This window comes from Mesorhizobium sp. WSM4313 (assembly GCF_002294725.1).
In the GTDB taxonomy this organism is placed as follows: Bacteria; Pseudomonadota; Alphaproteobacteria; order Rhizobiales; family Rhizobiaceae; genus Mesorhizobium.
In genome coordinates this window covers 279948-297672 of sequence record NZ_NSFT01000004.1, presented here as the reverse complement: position 1 = coordinate 297672, position 17725 = coordinate 279948, and the positions used below count along the sequence as shown (strand labels likewise).

Genomic DNA, 17725 nt, shown 5'->3' with positions numbered 1-17725 from the left:
TTCTGTTCAGGATCCGATTCAGATCAGATCTCGGTTGGGGTGAAGGCGTAGGCATTGCCGTCCTTGACGAAGCTGCCTGTGCCGGGGAACGGGAAGTGGGAGCCGCAGATGCGGACATTGTCGGCAATCACCTGGTCGATGATCTTGTGGCGCGTGGCGATCGCCATCGGCCCGTCCTGGTCGTAGGCGCCCTGCCATTCGGGATGCGGGGCGAGCAGCGCAGGCACGTACATGGTGTCGGCCGAGACGAGGAACTGCTCGGAGCCGGCATCGACATGGTAGACGGAATGGCCGGGCGTGTGGCCGGGCGCCGCCATGATGCGGATGCCGGGCACCACTTCAGTGCCGTCGTCGACCAGCTTCCAGTTCTTCCATTTCGGGAAGTTCTCAGCGATGCGCTTGCCCGCCGGCTTGCGGCCCTCGGGCAGCTTGGCCAGCCGGCTCGGATCGGTCCACCAATTATACTCGGTGGCGTTGACGATCAGCTCGGCATTCGGGAACACCGGATCGTTGGTGCCCTTTTCCATCAGGCCCCAGACATGGTCCGGATGGAAATGCGAGATCATGATGGTGTCGATCGCCTTGTAGTCGATGCCGGCCGCCTTCATGTTGGCCGGCAGATGCGTGGCGTTGGCCTGCCACTGGCCGACGCCGGAGCCGGCGTCCATCATGATAGTGCGGCCATTCATCTTGAGCACCACGACGGTGAGCGGGATCGGCATGAACTCGGTGGTCAGTCCCGCCTTGGCGAGCGCCGCCTTGGTATCGTCGACCGACACGTCCTTGATGAAGGCCGGGTCGTGGGGCTTGCGCCAAATGCCGTCATAGACGGCGGTGACCTCGAGCGAGCCGACCTTGTATTTGTAGAAGCCGACCAGCGGCTCGACCGGGGTTTCGGCGTAAGCCGCGGGCGCGAATTCCAGCTTGCCGGCAATGCCGAAGGCGGCAGCGGCGGCGGCGGATCCCAGCACCATGCGACGCGTCATGTTGAACATCGGAAATCTCCTCTAATGGCTGCGGGTTGTTTCAGGTTTCAGGCGGTAGTCCATTGGTTTGCCGCATGTCGTTGTCCCAAAACCGCTGCGCACTTTTGGGCGACATGCAGGGAATGGCGGAGGGCCCGGTGCTGCCCTCCGCCAAGACTGCGGAAACCGGCGCCGACCGGTCCGACTGAAGACCGACCGGCGCCGAGGAGATCAGGACTTGTGGTTTTCCGACCCGGCGAGGCGTGCCTTCCCCGCCGCGATCAGAACCCTTCGCCCCGGGCTCCGGAGCGAGGACCTTTCGGTCCCGCCGGCTCAGTGACCTCAAATGCCCTGGCCGGGCTCTTCCGCAGCAATCCTGGCCGCCGGCTTCGTGACGTGGCGGGCCATTTCGGGCCTCGCGATGGAGGCGGTGGTGGTGGTGTCGACGACGGCAGCCTGCTGGCCGCCATTCGTCCAGGAGAAGTGGTCGCTGCCGGCAAAGGCGCTGCCGGTGACAACCAGGATGGCGACTGCGGCAAAGGCGGTTCTGTTCATGTGCGTATTCCTTCCGGGTTGGTTGATGCGTGCCTAGGGAGGATGGCCTCGCTACAGCCAAGACCCGGAAGGCCCGGGCTTTATTCCCCGGGGGCGGAAAGAATTTTTTGGAGGCAACGGAAGATCACGATTTTTGCGCGATGAACGGCCCGGTTAGCCGGCGTTAATCATGGCTTGAGTTTGTTGGCTCAAGGCAAGCCTCCAGGCCGCGAATGGCGCAACTTGAGGCGGGCATGGAAGTTCTAATTTAAGCACTTTCCTTTAACTGCGATCGATGGCGCATCGTCCTCCGATCGACGGAGCGTCGCCCAGGAAAGCTATTCGGGTTGAATTGACCGCGACAAATTTCAACATCGGTCGTATCAGGCAGGCCGTTTTCTCTTCCGCCAACGTGCCGGCGGCGATTGCCTTCGTCGTGCTCATGATCTGCGCAATCTTCGTCGACCAGCAGAACAAAACGGTTTCCGATCAACTCACGCGCGCCGACGTCCTCTACAAGGTCAACATCATCCGCGCCAAGCTGGAAGGAAACATCAACGGCAATCTCCAGCTGGTTCAGGGCCTCGTCTCGGCCATCGTCACCGAGCCCTATATGGGGCAGCAGAGATTTGCCTCCCTCGCTGCCAATCTCTTCAAGCAGAAATCGCAGTTGCGCAATATTGGCGGCGCGCCCGATCTCGTCATTTCGCTGATGTATCCGATGGAAGGCAACGAGAAGGCGATCGGCCTCGACTACCGCAAGAACGAGGCGCAACGCTTGGCGGCGCTTAGGGCCCGCGACCAGCGCATATCGGTGCTTGCCGGTCCCGTCGACCTCAGGCAGGGCGGGCGCGCCTTCATCGGCCGGATTCCTGTCTTCGTGCCGACAGCGGGGGGCGGCGATCGTTTCTGGGGCCTTGTCTCGGCGGCTATCGATATCGATCGGCTCTACGCCGCAAGCGGCCTCACCGATCCCGGTCTCGACATAGATGTGGCGCTTACCGGAAAGGATGCGCTTGGCGGTGGCGGCCAGCGCTTCTTCGGTGGCGCCGACATCGTCAAGAACAATCCGGTGACGGCAGAAGTGCAGCTGCCGTTCGGTTCCTGGCAGATATCGGCAATCCCAAAGGGCGGTTGGCCGACCGTGCCGAAGAACGAGCGGGTCTTGCAGGCGCTCATGGCGCTCGCCGCCGTGCTGGTGGTGCTGCCCATCCTGGTGGCCGGACGGCTGTTCGGCGAAAGGCAGAAAAACTATGCCGAATTGAGGCGCCTGTCCGGGAGGCTGGAACTGGCTCTGGAGGCTTCGGGCATCGGCGTGTGGGAGCAAGACCTCATCACCGACGAGCTGCTGTGGGACGATCGCGTCAATGAGATCTACAGCAAGCCCGCCGACGGGAAGCCGCGCGGCTATGATGACTGGGCACTGGCGATCCACCCCGAGGATATCGCACGGGCACAGCGCGAGTTCGACCTTGCCGTGGCTGCAAAAGGTCCCTACTCGTCGCAGTATCGACTGCTTCGCCCAGACGGCACCGTCCGCCATGTGCGGGCGCGTGCAAGCTATTTCCAGGACAGCGACGGCACGCCGAAGATGGTCGGAGCCGAATGGGACGTGACCAGCGACGTTCTGCTCAACGAGAATCTGGTGCGTGAACGGCAATTGTCGGAATCGAAGAATGCCGAACTCAAGGCCGCCAAGGCGCGCATCGAGCATGTTGCGCTGCACGATTCGCTAACAGGCCTGCCCAATCGCCGTTACCTCGACGAGATGCTGGCCAATTCGCCCGAGGATCGCACTGCGCTGCTGCATCTCGACCTCGACCGCTTCAAGCACATCAACGACACGCTCGGCCATGCGGCGGGCGACGCCATGCTCATGCATGCCTCGAAGGTCATCAAAGCCAACGCCCGGGTAGGCGACTTCGTGGCGCGCATCGGCGGAGACGAGTTCGTTGTGGTGTGCCAGGGGCGCGATGACAATGAACTCGCCGCGCTGGCGGACCGTATTATCGAAGAAATGCGCCAGCCCGTCGACTATAAAGGCCACCAATGCCGGTTCGGGGTCAGCATCGGGATTGCGGCGCTTAGCGGCGTCGATGCAAAGCAGCTGCTGGTCAACGCCGATCTCGCGCTCTATCGAGCCAAGAGCCGCGGTCGCAATCGTTATGAGTTCTTCAACGAAGAGTTGCAGAGCGAGATCGTCAGGACCAAGCAGACCGCGGACGAGATCCTGGGCGGGCTGGAGCGCAACGAATTCATCGCCTACTACCAACCACAGTTCGATGCCAAGACCCTCGAGATCGTCGGCGTTGAGGCGCTGGCTCGCTGGCGCCATCCACGACGCGGCATCCTCGCCCCCGACATCTTCCTCAAAGTGGCCGAGGAATTGAATGTGGTCTCGCTGATCGACCGCACGATTCTCGAACAAACGCTGCAGAATTTCCAGCGCTGGTCGCGCGACGGTCTCAACATCCCGCGCTTTTCCGTCAACGTCTCGGCACGAAGGCTGGAGGACAAAGACCTGATCAACGGCCTGCGCAAGCTGCCGATCAAGGAGGGAACCGTCTCATTCGAGCTCGTGGAATCGATTTTCCTGGACGAAAATGACGAGCTTGTCGCCTGGAACATCGAGCACATCAAGGAACTCGGGATCGACATCGAGATCGACGATTTCGGCACGGGCCATGCATCCGTCGTCAGCCTGCTCAAACTGCAACCGAGCCGTCTCAAGATCGACCGGCAGCTCGTCACGCCGATAACCGGCTCGGCGGCGCAGCGGCGGCTGGTGTCGTCAATCATCGAGATCGGCAAATCGCTCGGCATTGGCGTCGTGGCGGAAGGCGTCGAGACGATGGAACATGCGCGCATCCTGAAGGACCTCGGCTGCGACATCCTGCAAGGCTACGCATTCGGGCGCCCGATGGACGCAAAATCCTTCAGGACCTTCGCCATATCGCGCAAATGGCTGGCCACGGCATAGCGGACGATGCGAGCCGCCGTTGACAGCACCGCCGCCGGCCGCGCGGGTTGTCCAGCAACGATAGGACAGCCCTGTCGAGAGTGACAGCAGCTCTAGTCATCGAACTGTCACACCAGGCGGCAACCTCCATGGTAGGTTTGCCGTGGCCGCCCCCGCGACCCCGACCGCATCAAGAGCCGGCGAAGCCGCCATGAACATCGCCCTCCCCGCCGAAGGCACCGACCTCTCGCCCTATTTGCCGGACGAGCACGGGCTGTTCTTCGTCTACCATTTCAAGGCCGACGGTAGCCGCACCAAGGATCCCGCCGAGGCGCATTGGAGCTGGCGCAGCTACCAGATCACCGACATGCGCGCCCGCCAGGAGATCGGCGCCGAGCAGGCCCTGCCGGCGCCGGTGCGCGATGCCTTCCTGTCACCCAGCCATGGCTGCCAGATCGATTTCGAGGACGACTTCCTCTACGGCGACCTGCCCGACCTCAGGCACGATTTCGCCGAGGCGCGCGGGCTCACCCATTTCCGCTTCGCCTTCAACGACAGGATGCTGATCGGCGCCCGCAAGCAGCCGCTGGAATCGGTCGACAAGATCCGCAAGCTCGTGGAGAGCGGCGCGCGAAAATTCCGCACGCCGGCCGAGCTGATCGAGGCGGTGATGGGCCAGTCGCTCGACGGCATGTCGGCCGAGCTCGACAAGATGGGCGACACGCTCGACGGCATCGAGGATCGCATCGTGTGCGATGCATGGCACAATGAGCGCCAGGCGCTGGTCGACGCGCGCCGGCAGCTGGTGCTGATCCACCGGCAGATGGCGACGCTCACCAGCCTCTTCCGCCATCTCGACCATTCGCATCGCAACGAACTGCCCGACCCCATCAACGACATGGCGACCCGGCTTTCGCACCGGGCGCACACGCTGCATCACGACGGCGAGCAACTGCAGGCGCGCACGCGCCTGTTGCAGGACGAGCTGATGGCCAAGCTGACCGAGCAGTCGAACCAGCTGCTCTATATCCTCTCCGTCATGACGGCGGTGCTGTTGCCGATGACCATCATCTCCGGGCTGTTCGGCATGAATGTCGGCGGATTGCCGCTGGTCGGCACGCCGCTGGGATTCTGGGTGGTGACGGCGATCTCGGTCGTGATCGCCGGCATCATCTACATGTTCGTGCGACGGCTCGGGCGGGTCTGACCATCAAGCTGTTGCCCGCAAATCCTCGACGATGGTGCCGGCGGCACGGACTTCGGCTTCGTGGCCAGGCTCGCGCCACGTCTCGGCAAGTCCGGCCGCGTACCATTCGCGCATGGCCGGCAGATCGAGCAGCCGCCGCGGATAGTTAGCCGCTTCGCCTTCGAAAGTCAGGCCATAGGACTGCGCCCTGAATGCGATGGGAGCAAAGAAGGCATCAACGGCGCCGGAACGGTCGCCGGCCAGGAAAGGTCCGCCGAAACGCACAAGGCCGTCGTTCCACAAGTCTCCCATGCGAAAGATGTCGTGCTTCAGCGCGCCGGACATCGGCAATGGCGCGACGCGCACGCCGCAGCTCATCGGGCAGTCATTGCGCATCGCGGTGAAGCTCGAATGCATCTCGGCGGCGGCCGAGCGCGCCCACGCGCGCGCCTTCGCCTCCGCCGGCCACACGCCCTGGTGGCGTTCGGCCAGGTATTCGACGATCGAGAGCGAATCCCAGACCGCCCAGCCGTCATCGATAAGGCAGGGCACCCGGCCGTTGGGCGAGAATTGTCGGTAGAGATCGAAACTCGATCCGCTCGGGAACGGCGTCAACCGCTCCTCGAAGGGAATGTCGAGGACGCGCATCAGCAACCACGGCCGAAGCGACCAGGACGAATAGTTCTTGTTGCCGATATGCAGAACGTACATCAGTCCCCTGCCCTGTTTGATGCAACCCTAGACGGAAAACTGTCTCGAACTTTCCCTGGAAGCTACTTTATCGCGGGCTCCGGCTGGCGGACCTCGCGGCCCCTGAACATCGACCATGAATACATCGCCAGCGCCGTCCAGATCAGCGCGAAGGCGATGGCCCGCGTGGTGCCGAACGGTTCATCGAAGATCAGCACGGCGATCAGGAACACCATGGTCGGCGCGATATATTGCATGATGCCGATGGTGGACAGGCGCAGCAGCCTGGCGCCGAAGGCAAAGAGCAGCAACGGCACCGCGGTGACGGGACCGCAGCCGATCAGCAATGCGGTGTCGGCACCGGTGCTGGAGATGAAATGATCCTGGCCGGTGGCGATCAGGTAGACGATGTAGCAAAGCGCCGGCACCGAAAGCAAAAGCACTTCGAGCAGGAAGCCCTGGCTCGGGCCGATCGGCAGCGTCTTGCGGAAAAAGCCATAGGCGGCAAAGGAGAAGGCGAGCGCCAGCGATACCCATGGCAATTTGCCGGCCTCGACTGTGAGCACCGTCACCACGATCGTGGCGAGCGCCACCGCGGCGATCTGCAGCCTGTCGAGCCGTTCGCCGAGCAGAACGGCGCCGACGACGACGCTGACCAGCGGGTTGATGTAATAGCCGAGCGCCGTCTCGACGGTGCGGTCGACCGCGATCGCCCAGACATAGATGCCCCAGTTGATCGAGATCAGCACTGCCGTCAGCGCAGCCATGGCAAGGCTTTTCGGCGAGCGGATCGCCGCCTTGAAGTCGGCGGTGCGGCCGGCCCAGATGAGCACCGCCGCGGCGATCGGCACTGACCAGACGACGCGGTTGGCGATCACCTCGGCAAGCGGCAGATGCGCCACCGCCTTCATGTAGAAGGGCAAGAGCCCCCAAAGGAAATAGGCGCCAAGCGCCAGGAGGAAGCCGCGGCGGCCTTTGGCATCCTGATCGAGATCGGCTGTAGCGGTGACCATGGCCTAACGCTATGGCCCAGCGGAGCGCCCAAGACCATCACAAAATTATGATGGATCAACGGAGTTTTGGTGATGGTTCAAGGAAGTCGCAGTTCCTCGCCCCACGGAGTGGGGAGAGGTGGCCCGGCGAAGCCGGGACGGAGAGGGGTCAGCGCCGCGGCTGACAATCACCGCTTCGGGTAAGTATTCTGGTGACCAACCTCACGCCCTCTCTTGCATCGACTCTGGCTTCGCGAAGGTCGCCCCCCTCTCCGTCCCGGCTGCGCCGGGACACCTCTCCCCCACTTTGTGGGGGCGAGGAAGGGCGGTGGCCTACTCCGCCGCCACCAGTCCCGCCATCTCGCGGTTCTTCATCAGCTTGTAGACGATCGAATCCATCAGCGCCTGGAAGGACGCGTCGATGATGTTTTCCGACACGCCGACCGTCCACCAGCGGGCTCCAGTGGAATCGTGCGATTCGACGAGAACGCGGGTGATGGCCTCGGTGCCGCCGTTGAGGATGCGCACCTTGAAGTCGGCGAGCTCGAGGTCGACGATCTCGCTCTGGTACTTGCCTAAATCCTTGCGCAGCGCGATGTCGAGCGCGTTGACCGGGCCGTGGCCTTCGGCCACCGACATCTTCTCCTCGCCGTCGACCTCGACCTTCACGATCGCCTCGGAGACGGTCTTCAGATTGCCGTTGGCATCGAAGCGGCGCTCGACCATGCAACGGAAAGAGGTGACGTTGAAGAACTCCGGCAGGCCGTGCAGCATCTTGCGGGCAAGCAGCTCGAAGGAGGCGTCGGCGCCCTCATAGGCATAGCCCTCAGCCTCGCGCTCCTTGACCACTGCAATCAGCGCGTCGAGCCGGTGATCGTCCTTCGGCACGTCGATGCCGCGCCGCTTCAGCTCGGCGAGGAAATTGGCCTTGCCGCCCTGGTCCGAGACCATGACGCGACGGCGGTTGCCGACGGCTTCCGGCGGCACATGCTCATAGGTCGCCGGCTCCTTGGCCAGGGCCGAGGCGTGGATACCGGCCTTGGTGGCGAAGGCGGAGGAGCCGACATAGGGTGCCTGCGCTTCCGGCGCCCGGTTGAGCAATTCGTCGAAGGCGCGGGAGAGCCTGGAGATTCCGGTCAGCGCCTCGGTCGAAATGCCGGTTTCGAAACGATCGGCGAAGGCGGGCTTCAGCGAAAGCGTCGGGATGATGGAGATGAGATTGGCGTTGCCGCAGCGCTCGCCGATGCCGTTCAGCGTGCCCTGGATCTGACGCACGCCGGCTTCGACGGCGGCGAGGGAATTCGCCACCGCCTGGCCGGTGTCGTCATGGGCATGGATGCCGAGATGATCGCCCGGGATGCCGCCGGCGATGACCTTTTCGACGATGGCACGTACTTCCGAAGGCTGCGTGCCGCCATTGGTGTCGCACAGCACCACCCAGCGCGCGCCGGCATCGTAGGCGGTTTTGGCGCAGGCCAGCGCGTAATCCGGATTGGCCTTGAAGCCGTCGAAGAAATGCTCGCAGTCGACCATGGCCTCCTTGGCCGAAGCGACCGCCGCCTCGACCGAGGCCTTGATCGATTCGAGATTCTCCTCGTTGGTGCAGCCGAGCGCAACGCGCACATGATAGTCCCAACTCTTGGCGACGAAGCAGATGGCGTCCGACTTCGACTGCACCAGCGCCGCCAGCCCCGGGTCGTTGGAAGCCGAGACCCCTGCCCGCTTGGTCATGCCGAAGGCGACGAATTTCGCGCTCTCAGTCCGTTTCTTCTGGAAAAACGTCGTGTCGGTCGGGTTGGCGCCCGGATAGCCGCCCTCGACATAGTCGATGCCGAAGTCGTCGAGCAGCCTGGCGATCGCGATCTTGTCCTCGACGGAAAAGTCGATGCCCGGTGTCTGCTGGCCGTCGCGAAGAGTCGTGTCGAAGAGGTAAAGGCGTTGCTTGGTCATGGCTGTAGCTCGAAAGGCTGCGATCCTTCGCCGTGGAGAGCGACATGCATCACTATTTCCCCGCGAACTTATCCGTCGCCCGGATCAGCCGGTCCAGAATCCCGGGCTCCGAATAGGCGTGGCCTGCCCCCTCGATGAGGTGGAAATCAGCCTTCGGCCAGGCCTTGTGCAGCGCCCAGGCATATTTCGCCGGGCACGGCATGTCATAGCGGCCGTGGACGATGGTGCCGGGGATGTCCTTCAGCTTCCAGGCGTCGCGCAAAAGCTGCCCCTCCTCCAGCCAGCCGGCGTGGACGAAATAGTGGTTCTCGATACGGGCGAAGGCGATTGCGTAGTCGTCCTGGGCGAACGCGTCGCTGGTCTCGGGCTCGGGAAGCAGCGTGATCGTCTCGCCTTCCCAGATGCTCCAGGCGCGGGCAGCTTCCACTTGCGCCTTGCGGTCGGACCCGACCAACCGCTTGCGATAGGCTGCCATCATGTCGCCGCGCTCGGCCTCGGGGATCGGCGCCAGGAAGCGCTCCCATTTGTCGGGGAACATCTCCGAGACGCCGAACTGATAATACCATTCGAGCTCGGCGCGGGTCAGCGTGTAGATGCCGCGCACGACGAGCTCGCTGACACGCTCGGGATGCGTCTCGGCATAGGCGAGCGCCAGCGTCGAACCCCAGGAGCCGCCGAACACCAACCATTTGTCGAAGCCGGCCATCTCGCGCAGGCGCTCGATATCGGCGACGAGGTGCCAGGTGGTGTTCGCCTCCAGCGAAGCGTTGGGTGTCGACTTGCCGCAACCGCGCTGGTCGAACAGGATGACGTCATAGAGTTTCGGGTCGAACAGGCGCCGGTGTTTCGGCGAGATGGTGCCGCCCGGGCCGCCATGCAGGAACACGGCGGGTTTGGCGCCCTTGGTGCCGCAGCGCTCCCAATAGACGGTGTGGCCGTCGCCGACGTCGAGCATGCCGGAATCGAACGGCTCGATCTCGGGGTAGAGCGTACGCAAGGAACCGCTGTGGATCGTCATAGTTTCAAGCCCTGCTGCGGCCAGTTGGCCGTCTCGTGGTCGGGATGCTGGAAGGAGATGATCTGCTCCTGCCGCCGATAGAAGTCGGGGTCGTCAAGGATCGGCGCCTCGAAGATCTTTTCCACCCAGGGCAGGCGAACCGCGTAATTCACCTGGATCTGCGGCGCGAGGTCGGAGCGGTCGTCGAAAGCGCCGATGGCGATCTCCAGCGAGCCGGGCTGGCGATAGGTCAGCGGCGTGCCGCAGCGGGCGCAGAAGCCGCGGTCGATGTTGACCGAGGACTGAAAGTAGCTCGGCTCCTCATGGGTCCACTCGACGCCGTCCTTCGGCACCGTCACCAGCGCGCCGAAGAAATTGCCGAACTGTTTCTGGCACATGCGGCAATGGCAGATGGACGGGCGCCCGAGCTTGCCGTGGACTCGGAAACGTACGGCGCCGCACTGGCAGCCGCCTGTTCGAACTTGATCGGTCATGGTCTTTCCTCCGGCGGCCATTGGTCGGTGTCGTGATCGGGATGCTGATAGGAGACGAGCTCGGCCAGGTAAGGCGCAGACGCGATATCGGCCATCGTGTCCTCGGACGGCAGTTTGGGGATGGCGTCGACATAGGGAAGCTTTGCTTCGATGCCCCACTGGATGGTGGGCGCGATGCCGGTCGGATCATCGAAGGCGGCGATCGCCAGTGCTGTGCCATCCGGTGCCTCGAAAGTCAGCGGCGTTCCGCATTCGGCGCAGAAGCCGCGCCAGACGGCGTTGGACGAGCGGAAGCGCTTCGGCTCGCCGCGCGTCCAGTCGAGCGTGGCGCCGCGCACCGAGACCAGCGGTAGATAGAAATTGCCGCTCGCCTTCTGGCACATGCGGCAGTGGCAGACCGAAGCGTCACCTAGCGCGCCCTCGACGCGGAAGCGCACGGCGCCGCACTGGCAGCCGCCTGTATAGACCGGCCGGTTGTCGAGGCTCATCGGTCACTCCTGGTCATGGGCTTACTCCGCATCATGGCAGACCGCCTCGACATTGTTGCCGTCGGGATCGAAGACGAAGGCGCCGTAATAATTGGGGTGGTAGTGCGGCCTCAGGCCCGGCCCACCATTGTCCTTGCCGCCTGCGGCAAGCGCTGCCGCATGGAAAGCGTCGACCTCGGCGCGGCTGCGGGCGGTGAAGGCGACATGCTGGGTGGATTTGGGCTTGTCCGTGCTATCGCTCAGCCAGAACACCGGCCGGTCGCGGCCATAGCCGCCAACCTTGGCGCCGCCGGTATATTCTTCCGGCACCATGTAAAGCAGCGAAGCCCCCAGCGGCGCCATCGCCTTGTCGTAGAAGGACTTGGACTTTTCGAAGTTGCAGACATTGATGCCGAGATGATCGATCACGGGACGAGCTCCTCCGTTTGTGGCGCGGGCGCATCGGCCAGGCCGGCCACGATGACGATGTGCTTGCAGACATTGTCGATATCGCGGATCACGTCGTCGTTCCAGAAGCGCAGGATGGTCCAGCCGCTTGCGCTTAGATATGCACTTCTTGCCTCGTCATATCGTGAATGTTCCGCATCGGCATGCTGGCTGCCGTCTACCTCGACTATGAGTCGATGCGCTGAACATGCGAAGTCAATAATGTAAGGTCCAATCGGCACCTGCCGTCGAAAGCTCATGCCCATCAAGCGATGCGCGCGCAACTCGTTCCAGAGTTTCAGCTCGGCATCGGTCATCGCGCGGCGCATGGACTTGGCGTTCTTGCGCTGACCAAGGGGAACGCGGTCGTGGCCCATGTTCAGACCGCCTTCCGCTGGAGATTAGCGAAACCGGACGCGCCGGCTAATCTCCCCCCTTGCGGGGGAGATGTCCGGCAGGACAGAGGGGGGTGCTGTCCCGCCAACGTGGCCGCAACTCGGGAGTGCTGCGCTCTCAGAAGATGGTTGTCGCCAAAGCGAGCAAGCTGAGGCGCTGGCGTTCCTTCACACCCCCCTCTGTCCTGCCGGACATCTCCCCCGCAAGGGGGGAGATTGGCCGTCGCCGACGCTTTCGCCAATCCCGCAAGGTCGCTCACCGCTTGATCTCCCACGTAGTCACGCGCTCGCCGGTGGCGGGGTCCTTGCCGTCCTTCAGTTGCACGCCCTGCGCCAGGAGCTCGTTGCGGATTCGATCACCCTCGGCCCAGTTCTTGGCAGCGATAAACTTCAGCCGATCGGCGATCGCCTTGGCGATCGCTTCCTCATCCACCTTGGCCGCGCCCGTATCGAAGCCGAGGAAGGCCAGCGCAGTCTTCAGCGAAGCGGCGGCAGTATTCTCATTGGCACCGGTGTGCTCAACCGCCTCGCCGGCGAGCTGTGTCAGCCGCTGGAAGGCAGTGTAGGTGGCGAGATCGTCCGACAGCGCTTCCACCACCTCGGCCGGCAATTCTTTTGCCGCCACAGGCGCAAGGTCGGCGGCGCGCTTCCATTTGCGCAGCGTGTTTTCGGCTTCTTCCAGCTTGCGCACGGAGAAGTCGATCGGCTCGCGGTAATGCGTCATTAGCATCGCCAGCCTGAGCACCTCGCCCGGCCAGGCGCGGCCGCCGAAAGTCTCGGTCTCCAGCAGCTCGTGGATCGAGAAGAAGTTGCCGAGGCTCTTCGACATCTTCTGGCCTTCGACCTGCAGGAAGCCATTGTGCATCCACACATTCGCCATGACCTTGGTACCGTGGGCGCAGCGCGACTGGGCAATCTCGTTCTCGTGGTGCGGGAAGATCAGGTCCAAGCCGCCGCCATGGATGTCGAAGACCTCGCCAAGATAGGCGGCCGACATGGCCGAGCATTCGATGTGCCAGCCGGGCCGGCCCCTGCCCCACGGGCTCTCCCAGCCGGGCTCTTCCGGGCTCGACAGTTTCCACAGCACGAAATCGCCGGGGTTCTTCTTGTGCGCGTCGACAGCGATGCGCGCGCCAGCCTGCTGCTCGTCGAGATTGCGCTTCGAGAGCTCGCCATAGTCCGGCATCGAGGCGGTGTCGAACAGCACCTCGCCGCCGGCGACATAGGCGTGGCCGCGCTCGATCAGCTGCCGGATCAGCGACAGCATGTCGGCCTTGCCGTCGGCGCGCGGCGCGACGAACTCGGTCGCACGCGGCTCGTAGGTGGGCTCAAGGCAACCGAGTGCGGCGACATCCTTGTGGTACTGATCGGCGGTCTTTTCGGTGACCTTGCGGATCGCGTCGTTGAGCGACAGCTTTCCGGCCGCGATGTCGCCGCCGAAGTCGCGCAGCGCCCTGGCATTTATCTTGTCGTCGACATCCGTGATGTTGCGCACATACGTGACATGGCTTTCGCCGTAGAGATGGCGCAACAGACGGAAGAGCACGTCGAAGACGATCGCCGGACGCGCATTGCCGATATGGGCAAAGTCGTAGACGGTCGGGCCGCAGACATACATGCGCACGTTGTACGGATCGATCGGAACGAAAAGTTCCTTCGCCCGCGTCAGCGTGTTGTAGAGGCTGAGGCCCTTCGATGCGTCCGACATGCGGTTCCCGGTCCTTAATTTGGGTTCACTGGAACCAGCTCTGCGCCGACGGCGCAAATCAGGCTCCAGCCTGCTGGCCGGGGCGTTTTTTCCGATCTGGGGAAAGATGAGGCGAAAACGTCCGGACCAGCGCGAGGCTAGCCAATAATGCAAATGCCACAAATGGCGAAAGACGTTTTCATGGGCGGCTTTATCGCGCCGGCGGGTGTTGCCGTCAAGTCGCTCCGCTCAGGAAACATGTCGTTGGGTCACAGGTAAAGACAGGCCGAAACATTTTATTAAACATGTCGGCACAGTGATGAAACATTCGCCGACTAGACCGCCAGAAGTCACGATTTGGTCGGAATCAGCCGACAAACGCTGAACACGAAACCGTTATCAGGGAGAGAATCATGGCTCGCACCAAGCAGGAACAGGACCGACAAACGCAGCCGGCTCTCGCCAGCCACTACCGCGCGATCGGCCCGGCGGCCATCGTCGCAGCGCTTCTTCACACCGCGAAGAAGAAGAAGCCGACGCAGAAGATCGTCTCGCCGCGCGCCGCCTGACAAGAACGACCGGCACGGTCCCCGATCATGGGGACGCCGGCGATGAGGGCGCAAACAAGCGCCCTGGAGATGAAGGCCCCAAAGCAGCCTCTCGAGGCGAGCAGCCTTCGCTAAAAGAGCGTCATTTGGTTTTCGTCCGCGCCGGGCTTCTGGCGCCTGGGCTTCTCGGCCTGTAGCCCGACGACGCCCCGTTCCTGAATCTCCGGCCCGGTGTTGGCGACCTTGTTGACCAGGTCTGAAACCGCAATCGCCTCGAAGAAATCGGGCTCGGCGGGCTTCAACAGGTCGAGCACGTCGCGCGGCTCCTGCGTGCGGCAATCGAGCCAGCGGGCGAAGTCGCACTCCTCGATCACCACGGGCATGCGGTCGTGGATATGGGCGATGCCGGCATTGGCCTCGGTCGTGATGATCGCACCGGTGTCCATCTCGGAACCGCCAGGTTCGGAGTAAGTCTCGATCAGGCCCGCGAAGGCAATCACCCCACCTCGCTTCGGCCGGATCCAGTAAGGCTGGCCCTTCTTGCCGCCCGACTGCTGCCATTCGTAAAAGCCGGAGGCCGGCACCAGAGCACGGCGGTGGCGCATGGCGGTTTTGAACGAAGCCTTTTGCAGCACGCCTTCGGAGCGGGCGTTGATGAGCAGCGGAAACGCCTTGGTGTCCTCGGCCCAGGCAGGAATCAGGCCCCAGCGCACCAGCATCGCCTGACGATCCGGCAGGTTCGAGCCCGGCTCCCGCCGCGGCCCGGCAAGCGCCATAAGCACCGGCTGCGTTGGCGCGATGTTGTAGCGCGCCGGAAATTCCTCCAGCTCGGCCAGGCCGAGCAAGGCGGCGGTCTGGTCCGGCGTCGCGGTCAGGGCAAAGCGTCCGCACATGGATCGGGCTCGTCAGTTGATGTGCCATGAAAGTGGCGATGGAACCGCCACGCCGCAACGGCTAAAGCTGGATTCGCCCAATCGGTCCACAAAAGGCTGCAGAAAGATCGGCACGCATGGAACAGCGCAAGATCATATCGGCCGTTTCCGTCGCCGTCGTGCGCGGCGGCACCGTGCTTCTGGTCAAGCGCGCGCGGGCGCCGTCGCAAGGGCTCTATGCCTATCCCGGCGGCAAGGTCGAGCCGGGCGAAACGCTTGCGCAAGCCGCGGCGCGCGAGTTGCAGGAAGAGACCGGGCTCGAGGCAACAGGCTACCGGCCGCTACGCGACATCCATATCGACGGCCATGCTGAAAACCACGCGGTCGACTACCTGCTGACCGTGTTCGGCGCTGCCTATGCCGGCGGCGAGCCCGTTGCCAGCGACGATGCCGAGACCGCTGCGTTCTACACGCTGGCGGAAATGGCAGGAATGCCGCTGGCGGGCGACGTGTTCTCGGTCGCCGAGGAATTGCTTGGGTCAGCGCAAGGCACAAGGCGGTGAGCATCCAGAATGGCCTTGCAGGCGACGAAATGTTTCGCCACAAAGCCCTGCCCTTTCACCGCAAGGCTTTGATGACCCGCGCTCCCGCTTTTCTCGCCGCGTGCCTCGCCGTCAGCATGACCGTCGCAGCGTCCCCAGCGCCCGCCGCCGAGGCGCCTTTCGAGCCCGGGCTGATGCGGCTGGCGGAAGTCCTGGGATCGCTGCACTTCCTGCGCAACCTGTGTGGCGAGAAGGGCGACAAGTGGCGGGTCGAGATGGAAAAGCTGCTCGAATCGGAAAGCCCCAATCCCGACCGGCGCGCCCGCTTCATCGCCTCGTTCAACCGCGGCTACCGCTCCTTCAGCGGCACCTACACGCGATGCACGCCTTCGGCGACCGAGGCCATCGCCCGCTACATGAAGGAAGGCGAGACGCTGTCGCGCGACATCGCTTCCCGCTACGGCAATTGAGACCGGGTCGGCCGCTGCATGTTTTGCGCAGATTTGTGGCGGGCAATCGGTGCCAATGTGACGTGCCTTATTGTGTCCTGTCCCGCTCTGGTGCAATCATGTGTTGCACTTGCGCAACAGTATTAATGAAACGTTAGCGCGCACTTGTGGAATTAACTCAAACTGAAGGTTTCGATGCCCCAAGCCGGTCTAATCGGCTAAGCTCGGCATCAATTGAGGGCAGTCTCGCCCGGAATGTGGATTTCGACCGTAAAAATGTCGTATTTACAAAGACTTAATTGAGACTGCGGACGAACTGACAGACCAAGCCGGATCCCTCGTCGGATCGACGCTTGTAGAAAGTGGATATCGCAATGGAACATGGTGTCAGCGACATCGACGCTTTGGTCAGGGAAGAAAAGCGGCTGACTGCCGTGGAGAGCCACAGCGAAGCGTGGGCCGAGGGCCTGTCGGCCGGCATCGAACCGGAAATCATCGCCGAAGCGGCGCTGGAGACCGCTTTCGGCGAGATGTTGCGCGCCAATGGCGAGACCTCGGCGCTTGCCCTGCTCGACCGCATGCGGGAAAAAGTGATCGCCGGCGCGTTCGAGCCGGAACGGCTGAAGCACTAGCCACCCGTTTTGACAGCGACTTTTTGATAGTGACTTTTGACGCGCCGTTTGGGCATCATGTCCATGCGCTCGGACATTCAATGTGCCGGCCGGACCGAGCCCGGGAACCATGGAGAGGCAAGCGGTGAGATTTTCGATGTCAGGTCGGCCGCGCGGGCTGGCCCTCAGCATCCTGATCGCCGCCTCCTGCCTGGCGCTGCCTCTGTGCCTCACCAGCACGCCTTCCTACGCGCTGAGCGAGATTCAGCGCGAGGACCTGCCTTCGCCGGTCACCCCGCCCGCCAATAGCGACAGCGCCGCGCCCGGCGCTGCCGTGCCGATGCCGGAGCCGCCCGGCACCAAGCCCGCGGACGGCCAGCCGGCCGACGACACCGACAAGTCGGAGCCGGAGACGCCGCCCGCCAATGGCGGCATCACCAGCCCGCGCGCAGACCCTGACGGGCCGCCGCCCGCGGTCGTCTACGACCTCAACACGCTTCCCGAACCAGTCAAGCGCATGCACGGGCTGCTCATCGAGGCCTGCCGGACCGGCGACATCGAGAAGCTGAGGCCGCTGATCGGCAAAGGCGATTCCATGACGCAATTGTCGCTGGGCGACATCGATGGGGACCCGGTCACCTTCCTCAAGAGCCTTTCGGGCGACGGCGACGGCCAGGAAATCCTCGCCATCCTGGAAGAGGTGCTTTCGGCCGGCTACGTCCATGTCGACACCGGCACGCCGCAGGAACTCTATGTCTGGCCGTATTTCTTCGCGCTGCCGCTCGACAAGCTCGATGCCAGGCAGCGCGTCGAATTGTTCAAGCTGGTCACCGCCAGCGACTATGACGACATGAAGCAGTTCGGCGCCTACATCTTCTACCGCGTCGGCATCACGCCGACGGGACAGTGGCTGTTCTTCGTCGCCGGGGATTGAATTTCG

General features: G+C 63.4%; 19 protein-coding genes. 7 read left to right on the top strand and 12 right to left on the bottom strand.

The features are described from left to right. Positions 1-23 precede the first annotated feature (23 nt). Positions 24-995, bottom strand: coding sequence for an MBL fold metallo-hydrolase (locus tag CK219_RS12000; protein ID WP_095766968.1), 972 nt, complete (start codon positions 993-995; stop codon positions 24-26). A gap of 312 nt (positions 996-1307) precedes the next feature. Then, on the bottom strand, positions 1308-1520 hold the full coding sequence (locus tag CK219_RS11995) for a DUF680 domain-containing protein (protein WP_095766967.1): 213 nt from the start codon (positions 1518-1520) through the stop codon (positions 1308-1310). 421 nt (positions 1521-1941) lie between these two features. Here CK219_RS11995 and CK219_RS11990 point away from each other — a divergent pair, with 421 nt between their 5' ends. Next, positions 1942-4479 (top strand): EAL domain-containing protein, encoded by a 2538-nt coding sequence (locus CK219_RS11990; RefSeq protein ID WP_245340470.1) that lies wholly within the window; start codon positions 1942-1944, stop codon positions 4477-4479. A gap of 190 nt (positions 4480-4669) precedes the next feature. Beyond that, entirely contained in the window at positions 4670-5665 is a 996-nt protein-coding gene (locus CK219_RS11985; protein WP_095767182.1) for a transporter, read from the top strand. Between the two features lie 3 nt (positions 5666-5668). On the opposite strand, the gene CK219_RS11980 is transcribed toward CK219_RS11985, so the two are convergent. From CK219_RS11980 to cysS, 9 genes are all read right to left on the bottom strand, one after another. After that, positions 5669-6355 (bottom strand): glutathione S-transferase, encoded by a 687-nt coding sequence (locus tag CK219_RS11980; RefSeq protein ID WP_095766965.1) that lies wholly within the window; start codon positions 6353-6355, stop codon positions 5669-5671. Between the two features lie 62 nt (positions 6356-6417). After that, positions 6418-7347, bottom strand: coding sequence for an EamA family transporter RarD (gene rarD / locus CK219_RS11975; RefSeq protein WP_095766964.1), 930 nt, complete (start codon positions 7345-7347; stop codon positions 6418-6420). 312 nt (positions 7348-7659) lie between these two features. Further along, positions 7660-9276: a citramalate synthase gene (gene cimA / locus CK219_RS11970; RefSeq protein ID WP_095766963.1), complete on the bottom strand. Its 1617-nt coding sequence runs from the start codon at positions 9274-9276 to the stop codon at positions 7660-7662. Between the two features lie 52 nt (positions 9277-9328). Then, positions 9329-10294: a prolyl aminopeptidase gene (gene pip / locus CK219_RS11965; protein WP_095766962.1), complete on the bottom strand. Its 966-nt coding sequence runs from the start codon at positions 10292-10294 to the stop codon at positions 9329-9331. Then, positions 10291-10767 carry a GFA family protein gene (locus CK219_RS11960; protein ID WP_095767181.1) on the bottom strand — a complete coding sequence of 159 codons (477 nt, stop codon included), beginning with the start codon at positions 10765-10767 and terminating at the stop codon, positions 10291-10293. The genes pip and CK219_RS11960 overlap by 4 nt, the downstream gene beginning before the upstream one ends. After that, positions 10764-11255, bottom strand: a complete 492-nt coding sequence (locus CK219_RS11955; RefSeq protein WP_095766961.1) for a GFA family protein — start codon at positions 11253-11255, stop codon at positions 10764-10766. The genes CK219_RS11960 and CK219_RS11955 overlap by 4 nt, the downstream gene beginning before the upstream one ends. A gap of 21 nt (positions 11256-11276) precedes the next feature. Continuing rightward, positions 11277-11663: a VOC family protein gene (locus tag CK219_RS11950; RefSeq protein WP_095766960.1), complete on the bottom strand. Its 387-nt coding sequence runs from the start codon at positions 11661-11663 to the stop codon at positions 11277-11279. Further along, positions 11660-12058 carry an endonuclease domain-containing protein gene (locus tag CK219_RS11945; protein ID WP_095766959.1) on the bottom strand — a complete coding sequence of 133 codons (399 nt, stop codon included), beginning with the start codon at positions 12056-12058 and terminating at the stop codon, positions 11660-11662. The genes CK219_RS11950 and CK219_RS11945 overlap by 4 nt, the downstream gene beginning before the upstream one ends. A 274-nt stretch (positions 12059-12332) precedes the next feature. After that, entirely contained in the window at positions 12333-13784 is a 1452-nt protein-coding gene (gene cysS, locus CK219_RS11940) for a cysteine--tRNA ligase (protein ID WP_095766958.1), read from the bottom strand. A 392-nt stretch (positions 13785-14176) separates the two neighbouring features. On the opposite strand from cysS, the gene CK219_RS11935 reads away from it, so the two are divergent. Then, positions 14177-14332 carry a hypothetical protein gene (locus CK219_RS11935; RefSeq protein ID WP_095766957.1) on the top strand — a complete coding sequence of 52 codons (156 nt, stop codon included), beginning with the start codon at positions 14177-14179 and terminating at the stop codon, positions 14330-14332. A gap of 110 nt (positions 14333-14442) precedes the next feature. On the opposite strand, the gene CK219_RS11930 is transcribed toward CK219_RS11935, so the two are convergent. Next, entirely contained in the window at positions 14443-15204 is a 762-nt protein-coding gene (locus CK219_RS11930) for an SOS response-associated peptidase (protein WP_095766956.1), read from the bottom strand. A 116-nt stretch (positions 15205-15320) separates the two neighbouring features. Here CK219_RS11930 and CK219_RS11925 point away from each other — a divergent pair, with 116 nt between their 5' ends. The 4 genes from CK219_RS11925 (at position 15321) to CK219_RS11910 (ending at position 17719) form a co-directional block, all read left to right on the top strand. After that, positions 15321-15746, top strand: a complete 426-nt coding sequence (locus tag CK219_RS11925; protein ID WP_095766955.1) for an NUDIX hydrolase — start codon at positions 15321-15323, stop codon at positions 15744-15746. A 71-nt stretch (positions 15747-15817) separates the two neighbouring features. Beyond that, positions 15818-16195, top strand: coding sequence for a TIGR02301 family protein (locus CK219_RS11920; protein WP_095767180.1), 378 nt, complete (start codon positions 15818-15820; stop codon positions 16193-16195). Between the two features lie 353 nt (positions 16196-16548). Continuing rightward, on the top strand, positions 16549-16806 hold the full coding sequence (locus tag CK219_RS11915; protein WP_040984202.1) for a hypothetical protein: 258 nt from the start codon (positions 16549-16551) through the stop codon (positions 16804-16806). A 124-nt stretch (positions 16807-16930) separates the two neighbouring features. After that, positions 16931-17719, top strand: a complete 789-nt coding sequence (locus CK219_RS11910; RefSeq protein ID WP_176476992.1) for a hypothetical protein — start codon at positions 16931-16933, stop codon at positions 17717-17719. Positions 17720-17725 lie beyond the last annotated feature (6 nt).